Origin of the sequence: Xanthomonas sp. CFBP 8151 (assembly GCF_011761885.1) — a bacterium.
GTDB classification, from domain to species: Bacteria; Pseudomonadota; Gammaproteobacteria; order Xanthomonadales; family Xanthomonadaceae; genus Xanthomonas; species Xanthomonas arboricola_B.
This window is the reverse complement of sequence record NZ_JAASQZ010000001.1, coordinates 1066410-1086384: the sequence shown is the minus strand read 5'-3', so window position 1 is coordinate 1086384 and position 19975 is coordinate 1066410. Positions and strand designations below refer to the sequence as shown.

The 19975-nt window shown below is 66.1% G+C and carries 23 protein-coding genes; 16 read left to right on the top strand and 7 right to left on the bottom strand.

All coding sequences use genetic code 11. The features are described 5' to 3' along the window. Positions 1 to 116: 116 nt before the first annotated feature. Positions 117 to 491, bottom strand: a complete 375-nt coding sequence (locus tag FHT08_RS04565) for a helix-hairpin-helix domain-containing protein (protein WP_308685772.1) — start codon at positions 489 to 491, stop codon at positions 117 to 119. 157 nt (positions 492 to 648) lie between these two features. Here FHT08_RS04565 and FHT08_RS04560 point away from each other — a divergent pair, with 157 nt between their 5' ends. The 4 genes from FHT08_RS04560 (at position 649) to murU (ending at position 4368) form a co-directional block, all read left to right on the top strand. Further along, the gene (locus FHT08_RS04560) at positions 649 to 2142 is read left to right on the top strand and encodes a M20 family metallopeptidase (protein ID WP_104606062.1); all 1494 of its coding nucleotides are present in this window, start codon (positions 649 to 651) and stop codon (positions 2140 to 2142) included. A 165-nt stretch (positions 2143 to 2307) separates the two neighbouring features. Further along, a complete protein-coding gene (locus tag FHT08_RS04555; protein ID WP_006452367.1) occupies positions 2308 to 2580 on the top strand; it encodes a GlsB/YeaQ/YmgE family stress response membrane protein in 273 nt (90 codons plus the stop codon). Positions 2581 to 2638: 58 nt separating this feature from the next. After that, complete coding sequence (locus tag FHT08_RS04550; protein ID WP_166774419.1) at positions 2639 to 3661, top strand: phosphotransferase; 1023 nt, start codon at positions 2639 to 2641, stop codon at positions 3659 to 3661. After that, positions 3658 to 4368 (top strand): N-acetylmuramate alpha-1-phosphate uridylyltransferase MurU, encoded by a 711-nt coding sequence (gene murU, locus FHT08_RS04545; protein ID WP_104535940.1) that lies wholly within the window; start codon positions 3658 to 3660, stop codon positions 4366 to 4368. Before FHT08_RS04550 ends, murU begins: the two co-directional genes overlap by 4 nt. A 1018-nt stretch (positions 4369 to 5386) precedes the next feature. Here murU and hda read toward each other — a convergent pair. Genes hda through FHT08_RS04525 form a run of 3 tightly spaced genes read right to left on the bottom strand, consistent with a single transcriptional unit; the run spans position 5387 to position 8369 of the window. Further along, positions 5387 to 6097 carry a DnaA regulatory inactivator Hda gene (hda, locus tag FHT08_RS04535; protein WP_047129075.1) on the bottom strand — a complete coding sequence of 237 codons (711 nt, stop codon included), beginning with the start codon at positions 6095 to 6097 and terminating at the stop codon, positions 5387 to 5389. Next, the gene (locus FHT08_RS04530; RefSeq protein ID WP_039813322.1) at positions 6094 to 7260 is read right to left on the bottom strand and encodes an AI-2E family transporter; all 1167 of its coding nucleotides are present in this window, start codon (positions 7258 to 7260) and stop codon (positions 6094 to 6096) included. Before FHT08_RS04530 ends, hda begins: the two co-directional genes overlap by 4 nt. Next, entirely contained in the window at positions 7257 to 8369 is a 1113-nt protein-coding gene (locus FHT08_RS04525) for a DUF2066 domain-containing protein (RefSeq protein WP_166774418.1), read from the bottom strand. The genes FHT08_RS04530 and FHT08_RS04525 overlap by 4 nt, the downstream gene beginning before the upstream one ends. A 22-nt stretch (positions 8370 to 8391) precedes the next feature. On the opposite strand from FHT08_RS04525, the gene purM reads away from it, so the two are divergent. From purM to FHT08_RS04500, 5 genes are all read left to right on the top strand, one after another. After that, positions 8392 to 9525 carry a phosphoribosylformylglycinamidine cyclo-ligase gene (purM, locus tag FHT08_RS04520; RefSeq protein WP_208408830.1) on the top strand — a complete coding sequence of 378 codons (1134 nt, stop codon included), beginning with the start codon at positions 8392 to 8394 and terminating at the stop codon, positions 9523 to 9525. A gap of 14 nt (positions 9526 to 9539) precedes the next feature. After that, on the top strand, positions 9540 to 9998 hold the full coding sequence (locus FHT08_RS04515; RefSeq protein ID WP_166774416.1) for a hypothetical protein: 459 nt from the start codon (positions 9540 to 9542) through the stop codon (positions 9996 to 9998). Between the two features lie 36 nt (positions 9999 to 10034). Continuing rightward, entirely contained in the window at positions 10035 to 10688 is a 654-nt protein-coding gene (gene purN / locus FHT08_RS04510; protein WP_166774415.1) for a phosphoribosylglycinamide formyltransferase, read from the top strand. A gap of 65 nt (positions 10689 to 10753) precedes the next feature. Next, positions 10754 to 11569: a DUF3108 domain-containing protein gene (locus FHT08_RS04505; protein WP_166774414.1), complete on the top strand. Its 816-nt coding sequence runs from the start codon at positions 10754 to 10756 to the stop codon at positions 11567 to 11569. Positions 11570 to 11572: 3 nt separating this feature from the next. Continuing rightward, complete coding sequence (locus FHT08_RS04500) at positions 11573 to 12256, top strand: DUF3108 domain-containing protein (RefSeq protein ID WP_104597592.1); 684 nt, start codon at positions 11573 to 11575, stop codon at positions 12254 to 12256. A 397-nt stretch (positions 12257 to 12653) separates the two neighbouring features. Here the strand turns inward: FHT08_RS04500 and FHT08_RS04495 are convergent, their stop codons facing one another. The 3 genes from FHT08_RS04495 to FHT08_RS04485 form a co-directional block, all read right to left on the bottom strand. Beyond that, positions 12654 to 12977, bottom strand: coding sequence for a hypothetical protein (locus FHT08_RS04495; RefSeq protein WP_104535949.1), 324 nt, complete (start codon positions 12975 to 12977; stop codon positions 12654 to 12656). Next, the gene (murA, locus tag FHT08_RS04490) at positions 12974 to 14248 is read right to left on the bottom strand and encodes a UDP-N-acetylglucosamine 1-carboxyvinyltransferase (protein WP_104535950.1); all 1275 of its coding nucleotides are present in this window, start codon (positions 14246 to 14248) and stop codon (positions 12974 to 12976) included. The genes FHT08_RS04495 and murA overlap by 4 nt, the downstream gene beginning before the upstream one ends. Positions 14249 to 14368: 120 nt before the next feature. Beyond that, positions 14369 to 14596 carry a BolA family protein gene (locus FHT08_RS04485; RefSeq protein ID WP_016905061.1) on the bottom strand — a complete coding sequence of 76 codons (228 nt, stop codon included), beginning with the start codon at positions 14594 to 14596 and terminating at the stop codon, positions 14369 to 14371. A gap of 54 nt (positions 14597 to 14650) precedes the next feature. Here FHT08_RS04485 and FHT08_RS04480 point away from each other — a divergent pair, with 54 nt between their 5' ends. From FHT08_RS04480 to raiA, 7 genes are all read left to right on the top strand, one after another. After that, positions 14651 to 15652, top strand: a complete 1002-nt coding sequence (locus FHT08_RS04480; protein WP_104535951.1) for a KpsF/GutQ family sugar-phosphate isomerase — start codon at positions 14651 to 14653, stop codon at positions 15650 to 15652. A gap of 49 nt (positions 15653 to 15701) precedes the next feature. Further along, positions 15702 to 16250: an HAD hydrolase family protein gene (locus FHT08_RS04475; protein WP_104535952.1), complete on the top strand. Its 549-nt coding sequence runs from the start codon at positions 15702 to 15704 to the stop codon at positions 16248 to 16250. Next, positions 16247 to 16822 (top strand): LPS export ABC transporter periplasmic protein LptC, encoded by a 576-nt coding sequence (gene lptC, locus FHT08_RS04470; RefSeq protein WP_047126938.1) that lies wholly within the window; start codon positions 16247 to 16249, stop codon positions 16820 to 16822. The genes FHT08_RS04475 and lptC overlap by 4 nt, the downstream gene beginning before the upstream one ends. After that, positions 16800 to 17360: a lipopolysaccharide transport periplasmic protein LptA gene (lptA, locus tag FHT08_RS04465; protein WP_104535953.1), complete on the top strand. Its 561-nt coding sequence runs from the start codon at positions 16800 to 16802 to the stop codon at positions 17358 to 17360. Before lptC ends, lptA begins: the two co-directional genes overlap by 23 nt. Next, positions 17360 to 18079, top strand: a complete 720-nt coding sequence (gene lptB / locus FHT08_RS04460) for an LPS export ABC transporter ATP-binding protein (protein ID WP_047126940.1) — start codon at positions 17360 to 17362, stop codon at positions 18077 to 18079. The genes lptA and lptB overlap by 1 nt, the downstream gene beginning before the upstream one ends. Before the next feature lie 40 nt (positions 18080 to 18119). Further along, positions 18120 to 19559 (top strand): RNA polymerase factor sigma-54, encoded by a 1440-nt coding sequence (locus tag FHT08_RS04455; protein WP_104644739.1) that lies wholly within the window; start codon positions 18120 to 18122, stop codon positions 19557 to 19559. An 87-nt stretch (positions 19560 to 19646) separates the two neighbouring features. After that, on the top strand, positions 19647 to 19964 hold the full coding sequence (raiA, locus tag FHT08_RS04450) for a ribosome-associated translation inhibitor RaiA (protein ID WP_047126942.1): 318 nt from the start codon (positions 19647 to 19649) through the stop codon (positions 19962 to 19964). Positions 19965 to 19975: the final 11 nt, after the last annotated feature.

Sequence of the window (19975 nt, the reverse complement as noted above, 5' to 3'; positions counted from 1 at the left end):
TGCAACACCGGGCGATTCCACGTCCTTGTCGGCTTCCAGCCATCCCCCGGACATCCTGTCCAGTTAGGTTGCGGCCACGCATCCTCGCGTCGAACCGTATCTCGGATCCCTTCCCCTCAACGCCGTCCCACCGGTTTCACCGCCGCCCCCTTGGCAGCCTTCTTGGCGGGAGCCATCGTGGCTCCTACTTCGATCAGGTCTCGATTCCGTTCGACCGTCTTGAGTCCGATGCCCTTGACCAGTGCCAGTTCCTCGGCACTTTTGAAGGGACCGTTCGCCTGACGGTGCTCGACGATTGCCTCGGCTTTTGATCGCCCGACGTTCGTCAGCACCTTGTCCAATTCCTCAGCAGACGCGGTGTTGATATCGACCTTGTCGAACGCATACGCATTCGAGGACAACAGCAACGCCAGTAGCAGGGACTTCAGGGCTACGGTAAATGACTTCATTGCAACGCTCCTTGTGGCTTGGGTGATGGTCCTAGCCAGCATTCCTGCCGGCGGAGCCAGTGTCCCGCGCCACATGCAGCAATCCTATCGCCAACGAACTTTTCACACAGCCGGTGAACTGCGCGACGCCTTGTAGGGAAATACCTACCCCAAGGCGCGGAGGTAGAATGTGCCGTTACGTCACGTATTCGGAGTCTCCATGGACAGCGCCAAGATCGACCAATTCATCAGCGACACCTGGGACCGCGAAATCGTCCCGCAGTTGGTCGATTACATCCGTATTCCCAACAAATCGCCGATGTTCGATGCCGATTGGGTCGCGAATGGCTATATGGAACAGGCGGTCACCCTGATGGAAACCTGGGCGCGCGTGCAGGCGATCGAAGGCATGCAGGTCGAGGTGGTGCGCCTGGAGGGCCGCACGCCGTTGATCTTCATCGAGATCCCGGCAACCGGCGCCGAATCGGGCGACGACACCGTGCTGCTGTACGGCCACCTGGACAAGCAGCCGGAAATGACCGGCTGGGACGCCGACCTCGGCCCATGGGAGCCGGTGCTGCGCGACGACAAGCTGTACGGGCGCGGTGGCGCAGACGATGGCTATGCGATCTTCGGTTCGCTGGCGGCGGTACTGGCGCTGCGCACCCAGGGCCTGCCGCATGCGCGCTGCGTGGTGCTGATCGAGGCCTGCGAGGAATCCGGCAGCTACGACCTGCCGGCCTATGTCGACCATCTGGCCGCACGCATCGGCAAGCCATCGCTGGTGGTGTGCCTGGATTCGGGCTGCGGCAACTATGAGCAGTTGTGGTGCACCACCTCGCTGCGCGGGCTGACCGGCGGCAATCTGAGCGTGAAGGTACTGGAGGAAGGCGTGCATTCTGGCGACGCCTCCGGCGTGGTGCCGTCCAGCTTCCGCTTGCTGCGCCAGTTGCTGTCGCGGATCGAGGACGAAGTCAGCGGCCGCATCCTGCTGGGCGGACTGCATGTGGAGGTGCCGGCCGAGCGTCTGACGCAGGCCAGGGCCGCGGCGGCGACGCTGGATACCGCCATCTTCGACAAGTTCCCGATGGTCGATGGCCTGGCGCCGATGCATGACGATCTCACCGAGCTGGTATTGAACCGCACCTGGCGCCCGGCGCTGTCGATCACCGGCGTGGCTGGCATGCCGCCGCTGGCTTCGGCCGGCAACGTGCTGCGCCCGCAGACCGCAGTGAAGCTGTCGCTGCGCCTGCCGCCGACCGCCGACGGCAAGGCCTGTGGCGAACTGCTCAAGGAAGCGCTGCTGCGCGATCCGCCCAACGGCGCCCAGGTAACGCTGGAGCTGGAGAAGGCATCGTCCGGCTGGAATGCGCCGGCGATGGCGCCGTGGCTGGAAAAAGCCATCGACGAGGCCAGCCTGGCGTTCTTCGACAAACCGGCGATGTACATGGGCGAAGGCGGCTCGATCCCGTTCATGGGCATGCTGGGCGAGAAGTTCCCGGGTGCGCAGTTCATGATCACCGGCGTGCTCGGCCCGCACTCCAATGCGCATGGCCCCAACGAGTTCCTGCACATCCCGATGGGCAAGCGGGTGACGGCCTGCGTGTCCAAGGTGATCGCCGAGCATCACGCCGCCTGCCTGCGCGGCGAGACCAGCGGCTCGCCGGTGGCCGCTGACAGCGGCACCCGTCATGGCGGGCATGGCTGCTGCTGATTGATCCCTGACCGCCCCGCGCATCATGGGGTGGTCAGGTGCTTTGTCATGCGCGGCGGCGCGCATGGATATGGTCCCAACGCCGTCGCGGCAGTCGGCACTGCACACGTGGTTGCCGCGGCGGCGAATGCTAGTCTGCCGATCCCTCTTCCCTCAGTGCCTGCGATGAACAATCTCTTCGGTAGCGACAGCTGGCTTTACATCATCCTGGTTGGCTTCGTGGTCGGGCTGCTGGCCCGTTTCATCACGCCCGGCACCCAGCGGCTGGGTTGCCTGCTGACCATCGTGCTGGGCATCGCCGGTGCAGTGGTGGCCAGCTGGTTCGGCCGCTACATGGGCTGGTACCACGCCGGTGAACCGGCCGGTTTCCTCGGCGCATTGTTGGGTGCGATCGCGATCCTGGCACTGCTGCGCCTGTTTAGCGGCAGCAAGCGTTGATCGAACCGGCGTCGCTTTCGACCTGGCTACGCCTCACTCCCCGAGACAGCACTCACCCATGACGTCATCGTTGCTTACCGATACCGCGCGCGATGCGCTCCGTCTGCAGTGGGCGCGGCATGTGCTAGATGACCTTGAGGTCACGCTGCAACGTGCCTCTGTCGATGCGGGATTTCGCAGTTACTGGCGTACGCAAGGACGCGGCGCGGATCGCATCCTGATGGATGCGCCACCTGCACTGGAAAACGTGGCGCCCTGGTTACGCATGCACGCCCTGCTCGGCACCCACGGCGTGCGCGTGCCACAGGTGCTTGCGCAGGATCTTGAAACGGGCTTCCTGCTGCTGGAAGACCTGGGCGTGCCGACCCTGGCGCAGGTGCTAACCGACGCCAATGCCGACGCGTTGCTGGATGCTGCGATCAGTCAGTTGCTATTGCTGCAACGCATTGCCCCGCCCCCCGACAGCGGCGTGTTCGGCGAGGCGCTGCTGCAACGCGATGCCGGCCTGTTCGAAGAATGGTTTCTCGGCCGCCACCTGGGCCTGCAGCTGGACTGCGGGCATGCCGAGCAGTTGCAGTTGGTGCAGCGCCGTTTGATGGACAACGCGCTGGCGCAGCCGCGCGTGTTCGCCCATCGCGATTTCATGCCGCGCAATCTGATGCCGGTCAGCGACGGGCTGGCAGTGCTGGATTTCCAGGATTGCGTGATCGGGCCGATCGCCTACGACCCGATCAGTCTGTTCAAGGACACCTCGGTGAGTTGGCCGCTTGCGCGCGTGGATGGCTGGCTGGAGCGCTACCACGCACGTGCCGCAGCAGCCGGTTTGCCGGTGCCGCCGCTGGCGCAATTCCTGCGCGATGCGGACTGGATGGGCGTGCAGCGGCACCTGAAGAATCTCGGCATCTTCTCGCGCCTGAACCATCGCGACGGCAAGCATTGGTATCTGGATAACGTGCCGCGTTTCATCGCCTATCTGGACGAGGTGTTGCCGCGTCATCCCGAGCTTGCGCCGCTGATCGGCCTGCTGGAAGACCTGGTCAAACCCGCCTTGGCGGCACGCTCCGCGCAGGCCGGGGCATGAAGGCGCTGATCTTCGCAGCCGGCTTCGGCGAACGCATGCGTCCGTTGACCGAGCGCACGCCCAAGCCGCTGTTGTCGGTCGGCGGCACGCCGCTGATTGTCTGGCATCTACGTAAGCTGGCCGCGCTGGGCGTGGACGAGGTGGTGATCAATACTTCATGGTTGGCCGACCAATTTCCTCATGTACTGGGCGATGGCGGCGCATTCGGGCTGCGGCTGACGTACTCCTTCGAGGGCGACAGCCCGCTGGAAACCGGCGGCGGCATGCTGCACGCGTTGCCGTTGCTGGGCGATGCCCCGTTCCTGCTGGTTAACGGCGATATCTGGACCGATTTCGATTTTGCGCGGCTGTCGGGTGCGCCGGCGGGACTGGCGCAGCTGGTGCTGGTCGATCAACCAGCCTATGCAGCACGCGCAGACTTTGCGTTGGATGCCGATGGCAAGGTGCGCGCAGATCTGCCCGCGACGCTGACCTACGCCGGCATCGGCATGTATCGACCGGCGTTGCTGGCCGATTGGCAATCGGTCATCGGCCAGCTCCCGGAGCCCGCCGGCACGGCGCCGCGCTTTGCGCTGGCGCCGATCCTGCGCGCGCAGATGGCCGCAGGCCTGATCGACGGCATCCACCATGCCGGGCGCTGGACCGATGTCGGCACGCCGCAGCGATTGGCGGAGCTGGATGCCCGGTTGCTGCGCGACGACGGCTGATCGCAGCCACGCCACTGCAAACGCCCGGCCCCATGTCATGCATTGCTCGAACCACGAACACCGACCATCTCGACGGGCCTTGCATCCAACCCGGTGCCCACCGCTCCTGCTGTAATCCATGCGCACCGCCATCCCGACAGGTCCTTGCCTGCCCACCGTCGCGGGACCTTACGCGGCATGGATGCCGCGTAAGAGCCTACATGGACGTACTTGCGGCGTGTCCTGCGATGGTGGGCGGGCAAGGGCCTTGCAGACAACCCACAGATCTGGAGCTCTGCAGTTCTGCAGCCGATCTATCGCACTGTCTGGGCCACTCGAGACAAACGTGGAGACGTGGACCGTGGCGGTGCTTAGTTGCGGTCCGACATTTGAACCAACGGTTTGGTTGGTCGAGGGCGCGATGCCCTCACCACTTCCGGGACACGCCGTGAATCCGTCCGTGGAGGCTCCTTGGCGGCATCCATGCCGCCAAGGGTCCCGCAACCGGTGAGGACATCACGCCTGCCAGGTTGGTCGTGCGCTGTTGGAACTGCACAAGCGAGATGACTTACAGTAAGCCAGATGACTTAACGTAGCGGCATAGTCGCTTGCATGCATGGATGCACGGCTATGTAACGACATGGGCAATCCCGATTGCCTCTCTGCGCGCATTCGGCGGAAAGCGTCGCTGCAATCAGATCACGTCAGTCAGATCACACAAAGTCCATGGAACTACCGCTGACCTAACTCGCCGACCGCCGCTCCTGCTGTGATCCATGCACACCGACCATCCCGACGGGTCCTTGCCCGCCCACCATCGCGGGACTTTACGCGGCATGGATGCCGCGTAAGAGCCTACATGGACGTACTTGCGGCGTGTCCCGCGATGGTGGGCGGGCAAGGGCCATGCAGCAGAGCCACAGACCATCTGCTTTAAAAGCTTTAGGCGTTGTGCCTCGAGTGCCTGGACACTGCGATAGATGCAGATGGGAAGCGCAAAGCAGCCCGTGCCTGTCTAGCGGTGAGCGGGATAATTCCGTCAGCTGCTCGACGAGCCGCGGTCCTCCAGCACCCGCCGCAGAAACGGCACGGTGATGCGGCGCTTGGCAGCGAGCGACTCGCGATCCAGCCGGTCCAGCAATGCCACCAGTCCGGCCAGTTCACGCTCGCTGTGGGTCAGCAGCCAGTCGATTGCCGCTTCGTCCAATGCCAGCCCGCGCCGTTGCGCACGATCGCGCAATACCGCCGCGCGCCCGGCGTCGTCGAGCACGGGCAGGCTGACGCGGATGCACTGCGACAGCCGCGAGCGCAGATCCGGCAACACCAATGCCAGGCCGTCTGGCATGTGCCGTGCGGTGTATAGCAAGGTGGTGCCGGCAGCACGCGCGCGGTTGTGGAAATCGAACAGCGCCACCTCGTCGTCGCGCTGTCCGGCGACGCTCTCCACGCCATCCAATGCGACCAGGCTGCGCCCTTCCAGCGCCTCGAGCGCATCGCGCAACCGGCCCGTGGCGGCATGCAGAGGCAGGTACGCCGGGGCACGCCCGGCCTGCTCGGCGGCAGCGCACAACGACAACGCCAGATGCGTCTTACCGGTGCCGGCGGGGCCGGCCAGATACAGCCAGTCGTTCACCTGCCCGATCGCCAACGCCTGCAGTTGCGACAGCAGGCCGTCGGGCGGGGCGATGTAACTATCGAATCGCTGATCGGGCGGCGCGCGTAACGCCAGTGGCAACTGCGGAACGCTCACAACCGATCCGTGTCCTTGCTTGGGTCGATGATCACGCTGCGCTCGTTGGTGGACTGCAGCACGATACCGGCGCGTTCGCCCGCATACAGATCGCTGCGCGTGTACTGCTCATGCGCATAGCGCAGCAGCACATTGGCCACCGCCGCCACCGGCAACGCCAGCAGCATGCCCAGGAAGCCGAACAACTGGCCGCCCGCCATCACCGCGAAGATCACCGCCACCGGATGCAGGCCGATCTTGTCGCCGACGATGCGCGGCGTCAGTACATAGCTTTCGAGCAACTGGCCGACGGTGAACACCACCCCGACGCCGATCAGCAGCTTCAGGTCGAAACCCTGCGCCTGCACCACCGCCGCCAGCAGGGCGAGCACGATGCCGGTGGTGGCGCCCAGATAAGGAATGAAGCTGATCAGGCCGGCGATGATGCCGATCAACAGGCCCAGATTGAGCCCGATGATGGACAGCCCGGCGGCGTAGATCGCCCCCAGCGCCAGCATCACCAGGAACTGGCCGCGGATGAAGCCACCCAGCACGTCGTTGGATTCCTGTGCCAGCCGGCTCACGGTGCCGATGTAGGCGCGCGGAATGACCGCAGCCACACGCTCGACCAGACGGTCCCAGTCGCGCAGGAAGTAGAACGCCAGGATCGGCAGCAACGCCAGGTTGATCACCCAGGTCACCATCGCAAAGCCCGACCGCTGCACATAGCCGAAGAAGGTCTTGGCGGCGCCGCCGGCCTGTTCCCAGTGGCTGCGGATCCAGTCGATCAGACGCTCCGGGTCCAGCCAGCCCATCAGCTCCACGCCGGTCTTGGCTTCCAGCCACGGGATGGCGGTACTGATCGCCCAGGCACGCATCTGCGGCAGCGCATCGATCAGCGTCATGATCTGGCGCTCGATCATCGGCACCAGAATCATCAGCGCCAGCACGAACAGCAGCAGCGCCAGCACGAACACCAGCACCACCGCGATGTTGCGCGAGCGGCCGGCGCGCTCGATGCGGTCCACCAGCGGGTCGCCCAGCCAGGCCAGCAGCAGCGCCAGCACGAACGGCGTCAGGATCGGCGACAGCAGCGATACCACCCACAACACGCCGACAGTCACCGCCACCCATTTCAGGCGACGCAGAAACAGGGCGATTTCGGCTTCCGGAGTCAAAGTCATTTCAGGCGGTACTCGGCGTGCTCGTTTTCGAGAATGATCGGGCCCTCGGTCGGCACCGAAACGGGTACCAATGGGCTGTTGTCGCCGAGCATACGGTTGAGACCGGAAATACCCGTGAGCAATTCCAGATCCACTTCCATGCGGTCGCCGTTGGCGCTGATTGGGCGGATGCTGCGCACCACCGAGACACCCTGCAGCGCGGCAGAGACGCGCAGGTAATCGTCGGCGCTGCCGATGCCGGTGATCACCGCGCGGTAGACCCCGGGCACACCCGAATCCACGCGCTTGGCGTAACGCTTGACCAGCGCATCGGCCGCGCCGTCGGCACCGGCAGCCATCGCGCGACGCGCGTCGCCGTCGCTGCTGGTCCAGCTGGACAGCACGTTGCCGTTGTCGACGAACACCCAATCGGCGGTCCAGCCGGCGTCATTGCGGTAGAGCTTGCCGATCAACTGCATCGGCGGGCTGTACTTGGCTGAGGCGCGCGCCACTGCGGCGGTGTCCTTGCGCCAGATCGCGCCGGCCAGCACCTGCTCGGCGGCGGCACCGCCGGGCAGGCCGAGCCGGTAGCCGCGCTCGATTGCCCGGTCCAGCACGCTGCGCGCGGCATTGGCCTGCGCCACACCGACCAGGCGCGGGCCGCTGCCGTCATCGATGGCCAGCCACAGCACCGGCTTGGGCCGCGGCAGCGGCCACACCGGCAGGCCCAATGCGGCGATCAGGCCATCCACGTCCGATTGCCGGAAGCGCGCCACCAGCACGGTGCGGAAGGTCGGCGCGCCGGTGCGCGAGGTGCCCTGGTCCTGACGGTAATCGTAGTTTTCGACATAGCTCGGCGCGCTGCGCAGTGCCTGCGAAACCCCCGGGCGGCTCATCACACCACGGTCGCCGGACACCTTGCCCAGCACCGCGCCGAGCGCGCGCGCCAGCGCACCGGGGCGATCGGACTCGCTCTGGCTGTTGACCGGCACTTCGGCCTCGTAGGCACTTTGCGCCTTGGCGACGTCGCCTTCGGTGCGTAGATCGGCCTGCGCAAGGGCTGGCGCGAGGGGCATGGCGACCACGAGGGCGAGAAAGAAAGCGAGACTGCGGCGCATCGACGGTTCCATGACTTAAGCGTATCCAGGTGAATTGTTGCCCGAATGGGACGCCAGCGCCAACGTGGCTGCTAAAATCGCCGCCTTTACAGCCGAGCCCTCCCCGCCCGTGACCAGCCCAACGCCCTCCAATCCCTCGCCCATGACCTACCGTGAGGCAGGTGTCGACATCGATGCCGGCAATGCATTGGTCGAACGCATCAAGCCGCTGGTCAAGCGCAGCTTCCGGCCGGAGGTGATGGGTGGCCTGGGCGGTTTTGGTGCCTTGTTCGACCTGTCCGGCAAGTACCGGGAGCCGGTGCTGGTGTCCGGCACCGACGGCGTCGGGACCAAGCTCAAGCTGGCGCAGCAGCTGGGCCGGCACGACACCATCGGCATCGACCTGGTCGGCATGTGCGTCAACGACGTGCTGGTGCAGGGTGCCGAGCCGTTGTTTTTCCTGGATTATTTCGCCACCGGCAAGCTGGACGTGGACACCGCCGCGGCGGTGGTCGGCGGCATCGCGCGCGGCTGCGAGCTGTCCGGCTGCGCCCTGATCGGCGGCGAAACCGCCGAGATGCCCGACATGTATCCGCCGGGCGAGTACGACCTGGCCGGCTTCACCGTCGGCGCGGTGGAAAAATCGCAGCTGCTGGACGGCGCGCAGGTCCGCGCAGGCGACGTGCTGATCGGCATCGCCTCGTCCGGCCCGCATTCCAATGGCTACTCGCTGATCCGCAAGATCTACGAACGTGCCGGCTCACCCGCCGAGCTGGTGCTGGACGACGGCGTCAAGCTGATCGATGCGCTGATGGCGCCGACCGCGCTGTACGTCAAGCCGGTCCTGGCGCTGCTCAAGTCGCATGGCGACAGCATCCACGCGATGGCGCACATCACCGGCGGCGGGCTGACCGAAAACATCATCCGGGTGATCCCCGAGGGCCTGGGCCTGGACATCGACGCCAGGGCCTGGACGCTGCCGCCGGTGTTCGCCTGGCTGCAGCGCGAAGGCGCGGTGGCCGATGCGGAAATGTGGCGCACCTTCAACTGCGGCATCGGCTTCGTGCTGATCGCCGCGCCTGGGCGGGCCGCCGCGCTGGAACAGGCACTGGATGCGCAGTCGCTGGCGCATTGGCGCATCGGCCAAGTGGTCCCGGCACAGGGCGACGAGCGCGTGCGGATCGGTTGATCGAGGAGAGCTGCATGGACGCTTCCCCACGCGCACTGCCGGCATCGGCCAGCGCTGACGATCTCCAGCATCTGAAACTGCTGTCGGTCTTTCACTATGTGCTGGCCGCCATCACTGCGCTGTTTTCGCTTTTCCCGTTGATCCATCTATTCATGGGCATTGCAATCATCACCGGGCACCTGCCCATGACAAATGCCAATGCGGACGCACCATCGATGGATCCGCGATTGTTCGGCTGGTTCTTCGTGGCGTTCGCGGCTGTGTCCATTGGCTGCGGCCTGACGCTGGCGGCGTTCATGGCCTACGCGGGCCGCTGCATCGCCCAGCGCAGACGGCATCTGCTGTGCCTGATCGTGGCCGGCATTTCCTGCTCCTTCATGCCGTTCGGCACCTTCGTCGGCGTGTTTACGCTGGTGGTGCTGCTGCGCCCGCAGGTCAAGGCCTTGTTCGCTCCGACCGCCACCGCAGCGTGACGCGCACTGCCCCATGACTTCAGCGAACCCGACCCCATGAGCCTGCGTCTGGCCGTCCTGGCCTCCGGCCGTGGCAGCAACCTGCAGGCCATCCTCGATGCCATCGCCAGCGGCCGGCTGCGGGCCAAGGTCGTCGGCGTGTTTTCCGATCGCCCGCAGGCGCCGGCACTGCACAAGGTCGATGCGGCATTGCGCTGGAGCGCCAGCCCGCGCGACTTCGCCGACCGCGCGGCCTTCGACGCTGCGCTGGGCGATGCGATCGCCGCCGTGCAGCCGGACTGGGTGATCTGCGCCGGCTACATGCGCATCCTCGGCGAGCCGCTGGTGCGTCGCTTTGCCGGGCGCATGCTCAATATCCACCCCTCGCTGCTGCCCAAATACCGCGGCCTGCACACCCATGCCCGCGCACTGGAAGCCGGGGATGCCGAACATGGCGCCAGCGTACATCTGGTGGTGCCGGAACTGGACGCCGGCACGGTGGTCGCGCAGGCGCGCGTGCCGGTACTGCCCGACGACAGCGCCGAGCAGCTGGCTGCGCGCGTACTGGCGCGCGAACACCCGCTGCTGCTGGCCACACTGGACCTGCTCGCCAGCGGGCGCGTGGACGTGCGTGGCGATGGCGTCCATATCGACGGTCAGTGCCTGTTTACGCCACTGCGACTAGAGTCCGCTGACACCGCATTCGCCTGAATGCCGATGCGCCCTCCTCATCCTGTCTCGGACATCCTGGCGGCCCCCTGCCTCGCTCTCAGCGCATGAAACTCCTCCCGATCGCCACCGCGCTGCTGACCACTGCCCTGCTCGTCCCGGCCGGTGCCGGCCGTGCGCAACAGGCGCCTGCCGTGCCTGCGCCAGCGGCCCCTGCTCCGGTTGCGGCGCCGCCGGCATCAGCTGCCCTGCCTGCCAGCACCTGGACGCCGCCGCCACTGCAGCCCTTCGTGGCGACGTACCAGGCGTTCTACCGCGGCAAGGAAGCCGGCGATGCCACCATGCAGGTCAGCAACGGCGAAGGCAGCCAGTGGCGTATCGACATGTCGGTGCACGGCCGCAAGGGTTTTGCCAGCATCCTGGGGTTGAATCTGGAACAGAGCACGGTGTTTCGCGTCGATCGCGACACCTACGTGCCGTTAAGCCAGAGCACCGTGCGCAAGGCGATGTTCTTCGGCAAGAAGGTCACCGGCGTCTACAACTGGCAGACCGCCAGCGCCCAGTGGGACGGCGATCTGAAGAAGGAGCGCCAGCAGGCGATTCCCTTGCAACGCGGCGACCAGAGCGCGCTGTCGCTGAACCTGTCGCTGATGCGCGACGCACAACCCGGGCGCAGCCTGAGCTATCGCTACGTCGATGTCGGCCGGGTGCGCAAGTACGACTACAAGGTCGCCGATGCCACCGAAGTGGTGCAGGTCGGCGATCTCAGCTACGACGCGTTGCGCGTCTACCGCGTCAACAGCGGCGACAACGAAACCATCCTCTGGATTGCCAACGGCGTTCCCACGCCGGTGCGTATCCTGCAACGTGACAAAGGTGAGGATCAGGTCGATCTACGCCTGGTCGAATATCAAGGAGCCTGACCCATGCACACCGTTTCCCGCACCTGTTCGCTGATCGCCGCTGCCGCACTGGCCGTGGCCAGCCTGCCCGCGTTCGCCATGCAGCCGTTCCAGGCCGATTATTCGGCCAACTACATGGGCATGCAGGCCAACGGCACCATGACCCTGGCCGCCGCCGGCGCCAATCAGTGGCGCTACACGCTCACCATCCAGAACCAGCTGGCCAACCTGACCCAGAGCACGGTGTTCGAAGAGAGCAACGGCCAACTGCGCCCGGTCAGCGGCAACGACACCTCGTCGATGATGGTCAAGCGCCGCAACGTCACGGCCAATTACGACTGGAAGACCAGCCAGGCGACCTGGGGCGGCGACATCAAGCCGGACCGCCGTGGCCCGGTGAAATTGCAGCCCGGCGACATGGATGCGCTGCTGATCAACCTGGCGATCACCCGCGACCTGGCCGCCGGCAAGCCGCTGAACTACCGCATGGTCGACGAAGGCCGCATCAAGCCGATGAGCTACAAGGTGATCGGCAAGGAAACCATCACCGTCAACGGCAAGCAGGAACAGGCGACCAAGGTGTCGCGCGTGGACGGGGACAAGGAATTGATCGCCTGGGTGGTCAAGGACCTGCCGGTGCCGGCGCGCCTGCTGCAGAAGGAAAAAGGCCAGGACGCGCTGGATCTGACCATCAAGGGCCTGCGCTAAGCAAGATGTAACTGACATTTTAAGAGCGCGCCAAGGCGCAAGGCTTTAGGAGCCAGTGGGTCGAGGGCGCGGTGCCCTCACCGCTCGCGGGACACGCCGTGAACCCGTCCCTGGGGCTCGGTGGCGGCATCCATGCCGCCACACGGTCCCGCAATCGGCGAGGACACCGCACCAGAGAGTTAGTCGGTTGTCTTATTGAAAACATGCGCACCGACCATTTCGACGGGTCCTTGCCCGCCCACCGTCGCGGGACCTTACGCGGCATGGATGCCGCGTAAGAGCCTACATGGACGTACTTGCGGCGTGTCCCGCGATGGCGGGCGGGCAAGGACCCTGCAACCAAGCCGCAGATCAGCCAATCTACGACTGATCTATATCCGCACCGACCTATCACTCCTCAGGGCTTGGCCGCCGCCTTGTCGTCCCCGTTGGAAAACACCGTGCGGCAGTCCACGCGGATCTGCTCGCCGTTGCTGCGCCAATAGAACAGATCGCAATGGCGCTTGCCGTCGACGGTCTTCTTGACCGCCACCGCATAGAACGACTGCGCAATCTCGTCGCGGCTGGCGGTGCCGTCGTTGTTCCAGTCCATGTCCTTGAACTCGACGCCCTGGGTGATCGCCATGCCCACCGACCAGGCATACGCCAGCCACGCCAGGATCAGCACGATCACGCCGAGCAGGATCTTGCGCCGGGTGGTGAACCGCCCGCGCAGGATCATGCGATGCGCCGGATGGTCGCACCCAGCGCCCCCAGCTTCTCCTCGATGTTTTCGTAGCCACGGTCCAGGTGGTAGATGCGATCGATGGTGGTGTCGCCGTCGGCCACCAGGCCGGCCAGGATCAGCGACGCCGAGGCGCGCAGGTCGGTCGCCATCACCGGCGCGCCACTGAGGCGCTCGGCGCCGCGCACGATCGCGGCATGGCCCTCGACCTGGATGTCCGCGCCCAGGCGCAGCAGTTCGTTGACGTGCATGAAACGGTTTTCGAAGATGGTCTCGTTGATCACGCCCACGCCATCGGCCACGCAGTTGAGCGCCATGAATTGCGCCTGCATGTCGGTGGGGAACGCCGGGTATGGCGCCGTGGTCAGGTTGACCGCGCGCGGGCGCTTGCCGTGCATGTCCAGCGTGATGCTGTCAGCGGTGGTGGTGATGCTGGCGCCTGCTTCGGTGAGCTTGTCCAGCACCGCGTCCAGGGTGTCCGGACGGGCACGACGCACGGTGACGCTGCCGCCGGTCATCGCCGCAGCGACCAGGAAGGTGCCGGTCTCGATGCGATCCGGCAGCACCGCATGATGCCCGCCGCCCAGGCGCTCGACGCCCTGCACCACGATACGCGGCGTGCCGGCGCCTTCGATCTGCGCACCGAGCGCGATCAGGCAGTCGGCCAGGTCGGTGACTTCCGGCTCCATTGCCGCATTTTCCAGCACGGTGGTGCCTTCGGCGAGCACGGCGGCCATCAGCACGTTCTCGGTACCGGTGACGCTGACCATGTCGAACACGTAGCGGCCGCCCTTCAGGCGCCCGTTGCTGGTGGCCTTGATGTAGCCGTTCTCGACGCTGATCTCCGCACCCAGCGCCTGCAGGCCCTTGATGTGCTGGTCGACCGGGCGCGAGCCGATCGCGCAGCCGCCTGGCAGCGACACCTCGGCGCTGCCGTAGCGCGCCAGCAGCGGGCCGAGCACCAGGATCGAGGCGCGCATGGTCTTGACCAGCTCGTAGGGCGCGACCTGGTGGGTGACCGAGCGCGGGTCGACCAGGATCGAGCGCCCCTTGGCCAGCGTGCCTTCGTCGATGGTGACCTCCGCGCCCAGTTCGCCGAGCAGCTTCACGGTGGTGATCACATCGTGCAGGTGCGGCACGTTGCTGATCTCCACCGGCGCATCGGCCAGCAGGGTCGCGCACAGGATCGGCAGCACCGCGTTCTTGGCGCCGGAAATATTGACCTCACCGTGCAGCGCTTGGCCGCCGGTCACTACGATTTTTGCCATGGGAGCTTGGGGAATCCGGTAAAGGGATGTCGGGGGAATGGGAAGCGTCGCCAGGAGTCGGCCGGGCAGCTGGCAGTCGGGGCGCAGGCGCAGCCCGACCGGCCAGGACCCGACTGACGCTCAGCCTTCGTCGGGCGTCAGCGTCTTGAGCTGCAGCGCATGGATCGCCCCGCCCATCAGCTCGCCCAGGGTTGCGTACACCATGCGATGGCGCGCCAGCGGGGCCTTGCCGGCAAATGCGGGGCTGATCACGGTCGCCTCGAAGTGCACGCCGTCGTCGCCGTGCACGTCGACGCGGGCTTCGGGCAAGCCGGATTCGATGAGTTTACGGATGGTTTCGGCGTCCAAAGGGCGTTTCCTCATAAAATGAGCGCACATTCTACTCTTCACCCGAGCCCCCGCATGGCCGTCTCGCACCTGCCCTCCACCACCGTCAGCGATGCCAGCCTGGTCGCCAGCGGCCAGCGCGTGCTGGAGATCGAACGCGAGGCGCTGGCCAGCGTGGGCGCACGGATCGGCAGCGACTTCGCCGCGGCCTGCCGGCTGGTGCTGGCTTCGCGCGGGCGCGTGGTGGCCACCGGCATGGGCAAATCCGGGCATATCGCGCGCAAGATCGCCGCCACCCTGGCCTCCACCGGCACGCCGGCGTTCTTCGTGCATCCGGGCGAAGCCGGGCACGGCGATCTGGGCATGATCACCGAGGCCGACATCGTGCTGGCGCTGTCCTACTCCGGCGAATCGGACGAGGTGCGCATGCTGCTGCCGGTGCTCAAGCGCCAGGGCAACCCGATCATCGCCATGACCGGGCGCCCGAGCTCCTCGCTGGCCCAGGCCGCCGACGTGCATCTGGATGTGAGCGTGTCCACCGAAGCCTGCCCGCTGCATCTGGCGCCCACCTCCAGCACCACTGCCTCGCTGGCGATGGGCGACGCGCTGGCCGTGGCGCTGCTGGACGCGCGCGGCTTCACCGCCGACGACTTTGCGCGCTCGCATCCGGCCGGCAGCCTGGGCCGGCGCCTGCTGCTGCATATCACCGACGTGATGCACAGCGGCGATGACCTGCCGCGCGTGCGCGAGGACGCCAGCCTGAGCGAGGCGCTGATGGAGATGAGCCGCAAGCGGCTGGGCATGACCGCGGTGGTCGATCACGACGGGCACCTGATCGGTCTGTTCACCGACGGCGATTTGCGCCGCGCGCTGGACAGCGACATCGACGTGCGCAGCGCCGGCATTGCCCAGGTGATGACGCACAACCCACGCACCATCGGTGCCGACCAGCTGGCCGCCGAAGCCGCACGGCTGATGGAGGATTACAAGATCAACGGTCTGATCGTGGTCGACGCGCAACAGCGCGCGGTGGGCGCATTGAACATTCACGACCTGTTGCGCGCCAAAGTGGTTTAACAGGTTCAGTTTTCTACCGTTGGAACCCCGTTCTCACCGATTCGTACCGATGCCCTATTCCCCATTGCAGCACCTGCCCGCCGACATCACCGACCGCGCCGCGCGTATCCGCCTGGCCTGTTTCGACGTCGACGGCACCCTGACCGACGGCCGGTTGTATTACGACCATGCCGGCAACGAGAGCAAGTCCTTCAATGTGCTCGACGGCCAGGGGCTCAAGCAGCTCGACCATGCCGGCATCCATGTCGCGCTGATCACCGCGCGCGCCAGCCTGTCGGCGGAAAAGCGCGGCCAGGATCTTGGCCTGCATGTGCAGATCGGGGTCAAGAACAAGCGCCTGGCCGTGCTGGCCCTGTGCCAGGAGCACGGTCTGTCGTTGGACCAGGTGTTGTTCATGGGCGACGACCTGCCCGACCTGCCGGCCCTGTTGGCGGTCGGCCTGCCGGTGGCGCCCGCCGGCGCGCACCCGTTGATCGCCGAGCGCGTGCAGTGGCATACCCGGGCACGTGGGGGCGAAGGTGCCGCGCGCGAGGTCTGCGACGTGGTGCTTGCCGCGCAAGGCCAGATCGAGGGCATCATCGAAAGGTTTTCCGCATGAGCTGGAACTGGCGCAGTACCCTGGGCGTGGCGCTGTTTGCCGCCGCAGTGATTTCCGGCTGGTCGGCCTGGCAGCAGCGCGCGCGCCCGGTTGCCGAGGCGGTGGACGATTCGCGTGCCGACTATGTGCTACGCGACTTCGAACTGATTGCGCTGGACAAGGAAACCGGCAAGGAATCGATGACGCTGCGTGCGCCGGAAATGCATCGCAACCGCGCCGATCGCACCTCCGAGGTCACCACCCCGGTGTTCCTGTTGCCGGACAACGCCAATCAACCCTGGACACTGCGCTCCAAGACCGGCTGGATCAGCCCCAAAGGCGATGAGCTGCGCCTGCGCGGCGATGTCGAGGGCGACAGCCCCACCGGCGGCGCAACCCCACCGACCACGTTCCGCACCCAGAGCCTGGACGTGTTCCCGCAGCAGAATCTCGCCAAGACCGCTGCTCCGGTGAGCATGAGCCGACCGGGTATCATGCAAAGCGGGGTCGGCTTCGAGGCCGATCTCAAATCACGCCAGTACAAGCTCCTTTCCCAGGTCAAGACCCGTTATGAACCGAATGCTGCCCGCTAAACTGGCGTTTGCCGCGCTGCTGCTGCCCGCCCTTGCATTGGCCAAGACCAGCGATCGCAATCAGCCGATGGCGATCGATTCCAATGCCAACGACTGCAACATGCTCGACGACAGCGGCAAGTGCCGCTTCAGCGGCAATGTGGTGATCACCCAGGGCACGCTGGAAATCCACGCCGACACCGCCGACATCTTCCAGAAGAACGGCCAGACCGACCGCGTCGTGCTGACCGGCAAGCAGGCCACGCTGAAGCAGCAGATGGACGACGGCGCGATGATGAACGGCCAGGCCGACAACATCGAGTACCAGGTCGCCAACGAAGTCATCGTGCTGACCGGCAACTACAAGGTCGACTCGCCCAAGGGCACCAATGCAGGTCAGCGCATGGTCTACAACACCAAGACCGGCAACATGCAGAGCGGCGGCGACGGCAGCCGCGTGCGCACCATCATCCAGCCCAAGACCGCGGCGCCGGCAGCAGCAACGCCTGCGGCAACGCCGGCCGCCAAACCCGCTGCCAAGCCGCAGGGGAAGAAGTAATGCTGGTCGCCACCGGTCTGCGCAAGAAATACAAGCAGCGCGAAGTGGTCAAGGAATTCGGCCTTACGCTCGAGGCCGGCGAAGTGGTCGGCCTGCTCGGCCCCAACGGTGCCGGCAAGACCACCTGCTTCTACATGATCGTCGGTCTGGTCGAGGCCGATGCCGGGCGTATCGAGCTGGATGGCCGCGATCTCACCGCCGAGCCGATGTACGCACGCGCCAAGCTCGGTGTCGGCTACCTGCCGCAGGAGCCGTCGATCTTCCGCAAGCTCACCGTGGCCGACAACATCCGCCTGGTGCTGGAGCTGCGCGAGGAACTGGATGGCGACGGCCGCGAGAAGGAACTGGTCTCGCTGCTGGAAGAACTGCAGATCACCCACGTGGCCGACCAGCTCGGCGCCAGCCTGTCCGGCGGCGAGCGGCGGCGTTGCGAGATCGCGCGCGCGCTGGCGGCCAAGCCGCGCATGATGCTGCTCGACGAACCCTTCGCCGGCGTCGATCCGATTTCGGTCGGCGAGATCCAGCGCATCATCATTCACCTCAAGGAACGCGGCATCGGCGTGCTGATCACCGATCACAACGTGCGCGAAACCTTGGGAATCTGCGACCGCGCGTATATTCTCGCCGAGGGGGGCGTGCTGGCGCAGGGGGCACCAGATGCGCTGCTAGCCAATCCCGACGTCCGTCGCGTGTATCTGGGGGAAACTTTCCGCCTTTGAGCGCGTCGCCGCGCCATCGATTCTTCCAGTCAGTGCCCGCATGAAAGCCCGGCTCCAGACATCGCTAGGACAGCAGTTGGTCATGACGCCGCAGTTGCGTCAGGCGATCAAGCTATTGCAGATGTCCACCACCGAGCTGGAACTGGAAATCGCCGAAGCGGTGGAGACCAATCCGCTGCTGGAATGGGCCGACGAGGCCGCGCATGCGGCCAACGAGCTGCCAGTGGAGTTGTCGTCGTCGGCTTCCACCGACGACACCCCGCGCGAAGAACCGGCGCCGGCAGAGCGCGACGACGACTGGTCGCAGGACGAGTTGCAGTGGACCGGGTCGGGCAGCGGCGGCAGCTTCGACGACGACGAGTCCGGCGATGCCGCCGAGCGCGTGGCCGAATCCGAGACGCTGGCCGACCATCTGTTGTGGCAGCTGCACCTGTCGCCGCTGTCGCCGCGCGACCGCCAGATCGGCGCGCTGCTGATCGATGCGCTGGACGAAGACGGCTACCTGCGCGAGCCGCTGTCGGCCATTCTGGAAACGCTGGCGCTCGGTGCGGCGGTGGACGAGGCCGAAGTGTTCACCGTGCTGCACCAGATCCAGCGTTTCGACCCGGTCGGCGTGGGTGCACGCAATCTTGGCGAATGCCTGGCACTGCAGCTGGCCGTGCTCGATCCGGCCACGCCGGGGCGAGAATTGGCGCTGCAGATCGTGGCCGGCCCGCTGGAGCGGCTGCCACGCAGCGGCGTGGCCGGTCTGGCGCACGAACTCAAGCGCTCCACCGCCGATGTCGACCAGGCGGTCCAGCTGGTGCGCTCGCTGGACCCGCGCCCGGGCAAGCAGATCGGCGGCCTCACCCAGGACACCTACGTGGTGCCGGACTGCGTGATCTGGCGCCAGCGCGGCGTGTGGCGGGCCTCGCTGGCCGGCCGCGCCCAGCCCAAGGTCACCATCCACCGCGGCTACGAGAATCTGATCCGCAGTTGCGGCGAGTCCGACGCCGGCTATCTGCGCGGCCAGCTGCAGGAGGCGCGCTGGCTGCTCAAGAGCCTGGAGGCGCGCGGCGAAACCCTGCTGCGGGTGGTGCGCTGCCTGCTGCAGCACCAGGCCGGATTCCTGGAGTTCGGCGCGCAGGCGCTGCGGCCGCTGACCCTGCGCGAGATCGCCGGCGAGCTCGGCCTGCACGAATCGACCATCTCCCGCGCGATCGCCCGCAAATACGTGCGTACCCCGCGCGGCACCATCGCGCTACGCTCCTTCTTCGCGTCCGGCATCGACACCGACAGCGGTGGCGAGGCCTCCAGCACCGCCATTCAGGCGATGATCCGGCGCCTGATCGAGGCGGAAAACCCGCGTAAACCGCTGTCCGACGCCAAGTTGGCCGATCTGTTGAAAACGTCCGGCGTACCAGTGGCGCGGCGTACCGTTGCGAAGTATCGTGAGGCCATGAACATTTCCGCCTCCCACGAACGCGTCCGTATCGCCTGACGTTGCACCCACTGCAACGCCGGCCTGCGCCGGGTGAGTCGGATCACCGGAAAGGTTCATTGGCCCACCGACCAATGGAGGTATCCGATGCGTATCGAGACGTATGGCCACCAGCTTGAAGTGACCCCCGCGCTGCGGGAGTACGTGGCAAGCAAGCTGCAGCGACTGCAGCGCCATTTCGACCAGCACTGCGAAGTCCGGACCCAGCTGGCCGTTCGCAAGCCAGACCATCACGTGGTCGCCACCGTCAACCTTCCCGGTCGCACCCTGCACGCAGATGCCAGCGGCGCCACCATGTATGCCGCCATCGACCTGCTGGTCGACAAGCTCGACCGCCTGGTGCTCAAGCACAAGGAAAAGAAATGTAACCACCATGCACGCGAGGTGCGCGACAATCCCGCATGACGCTTCCCGCT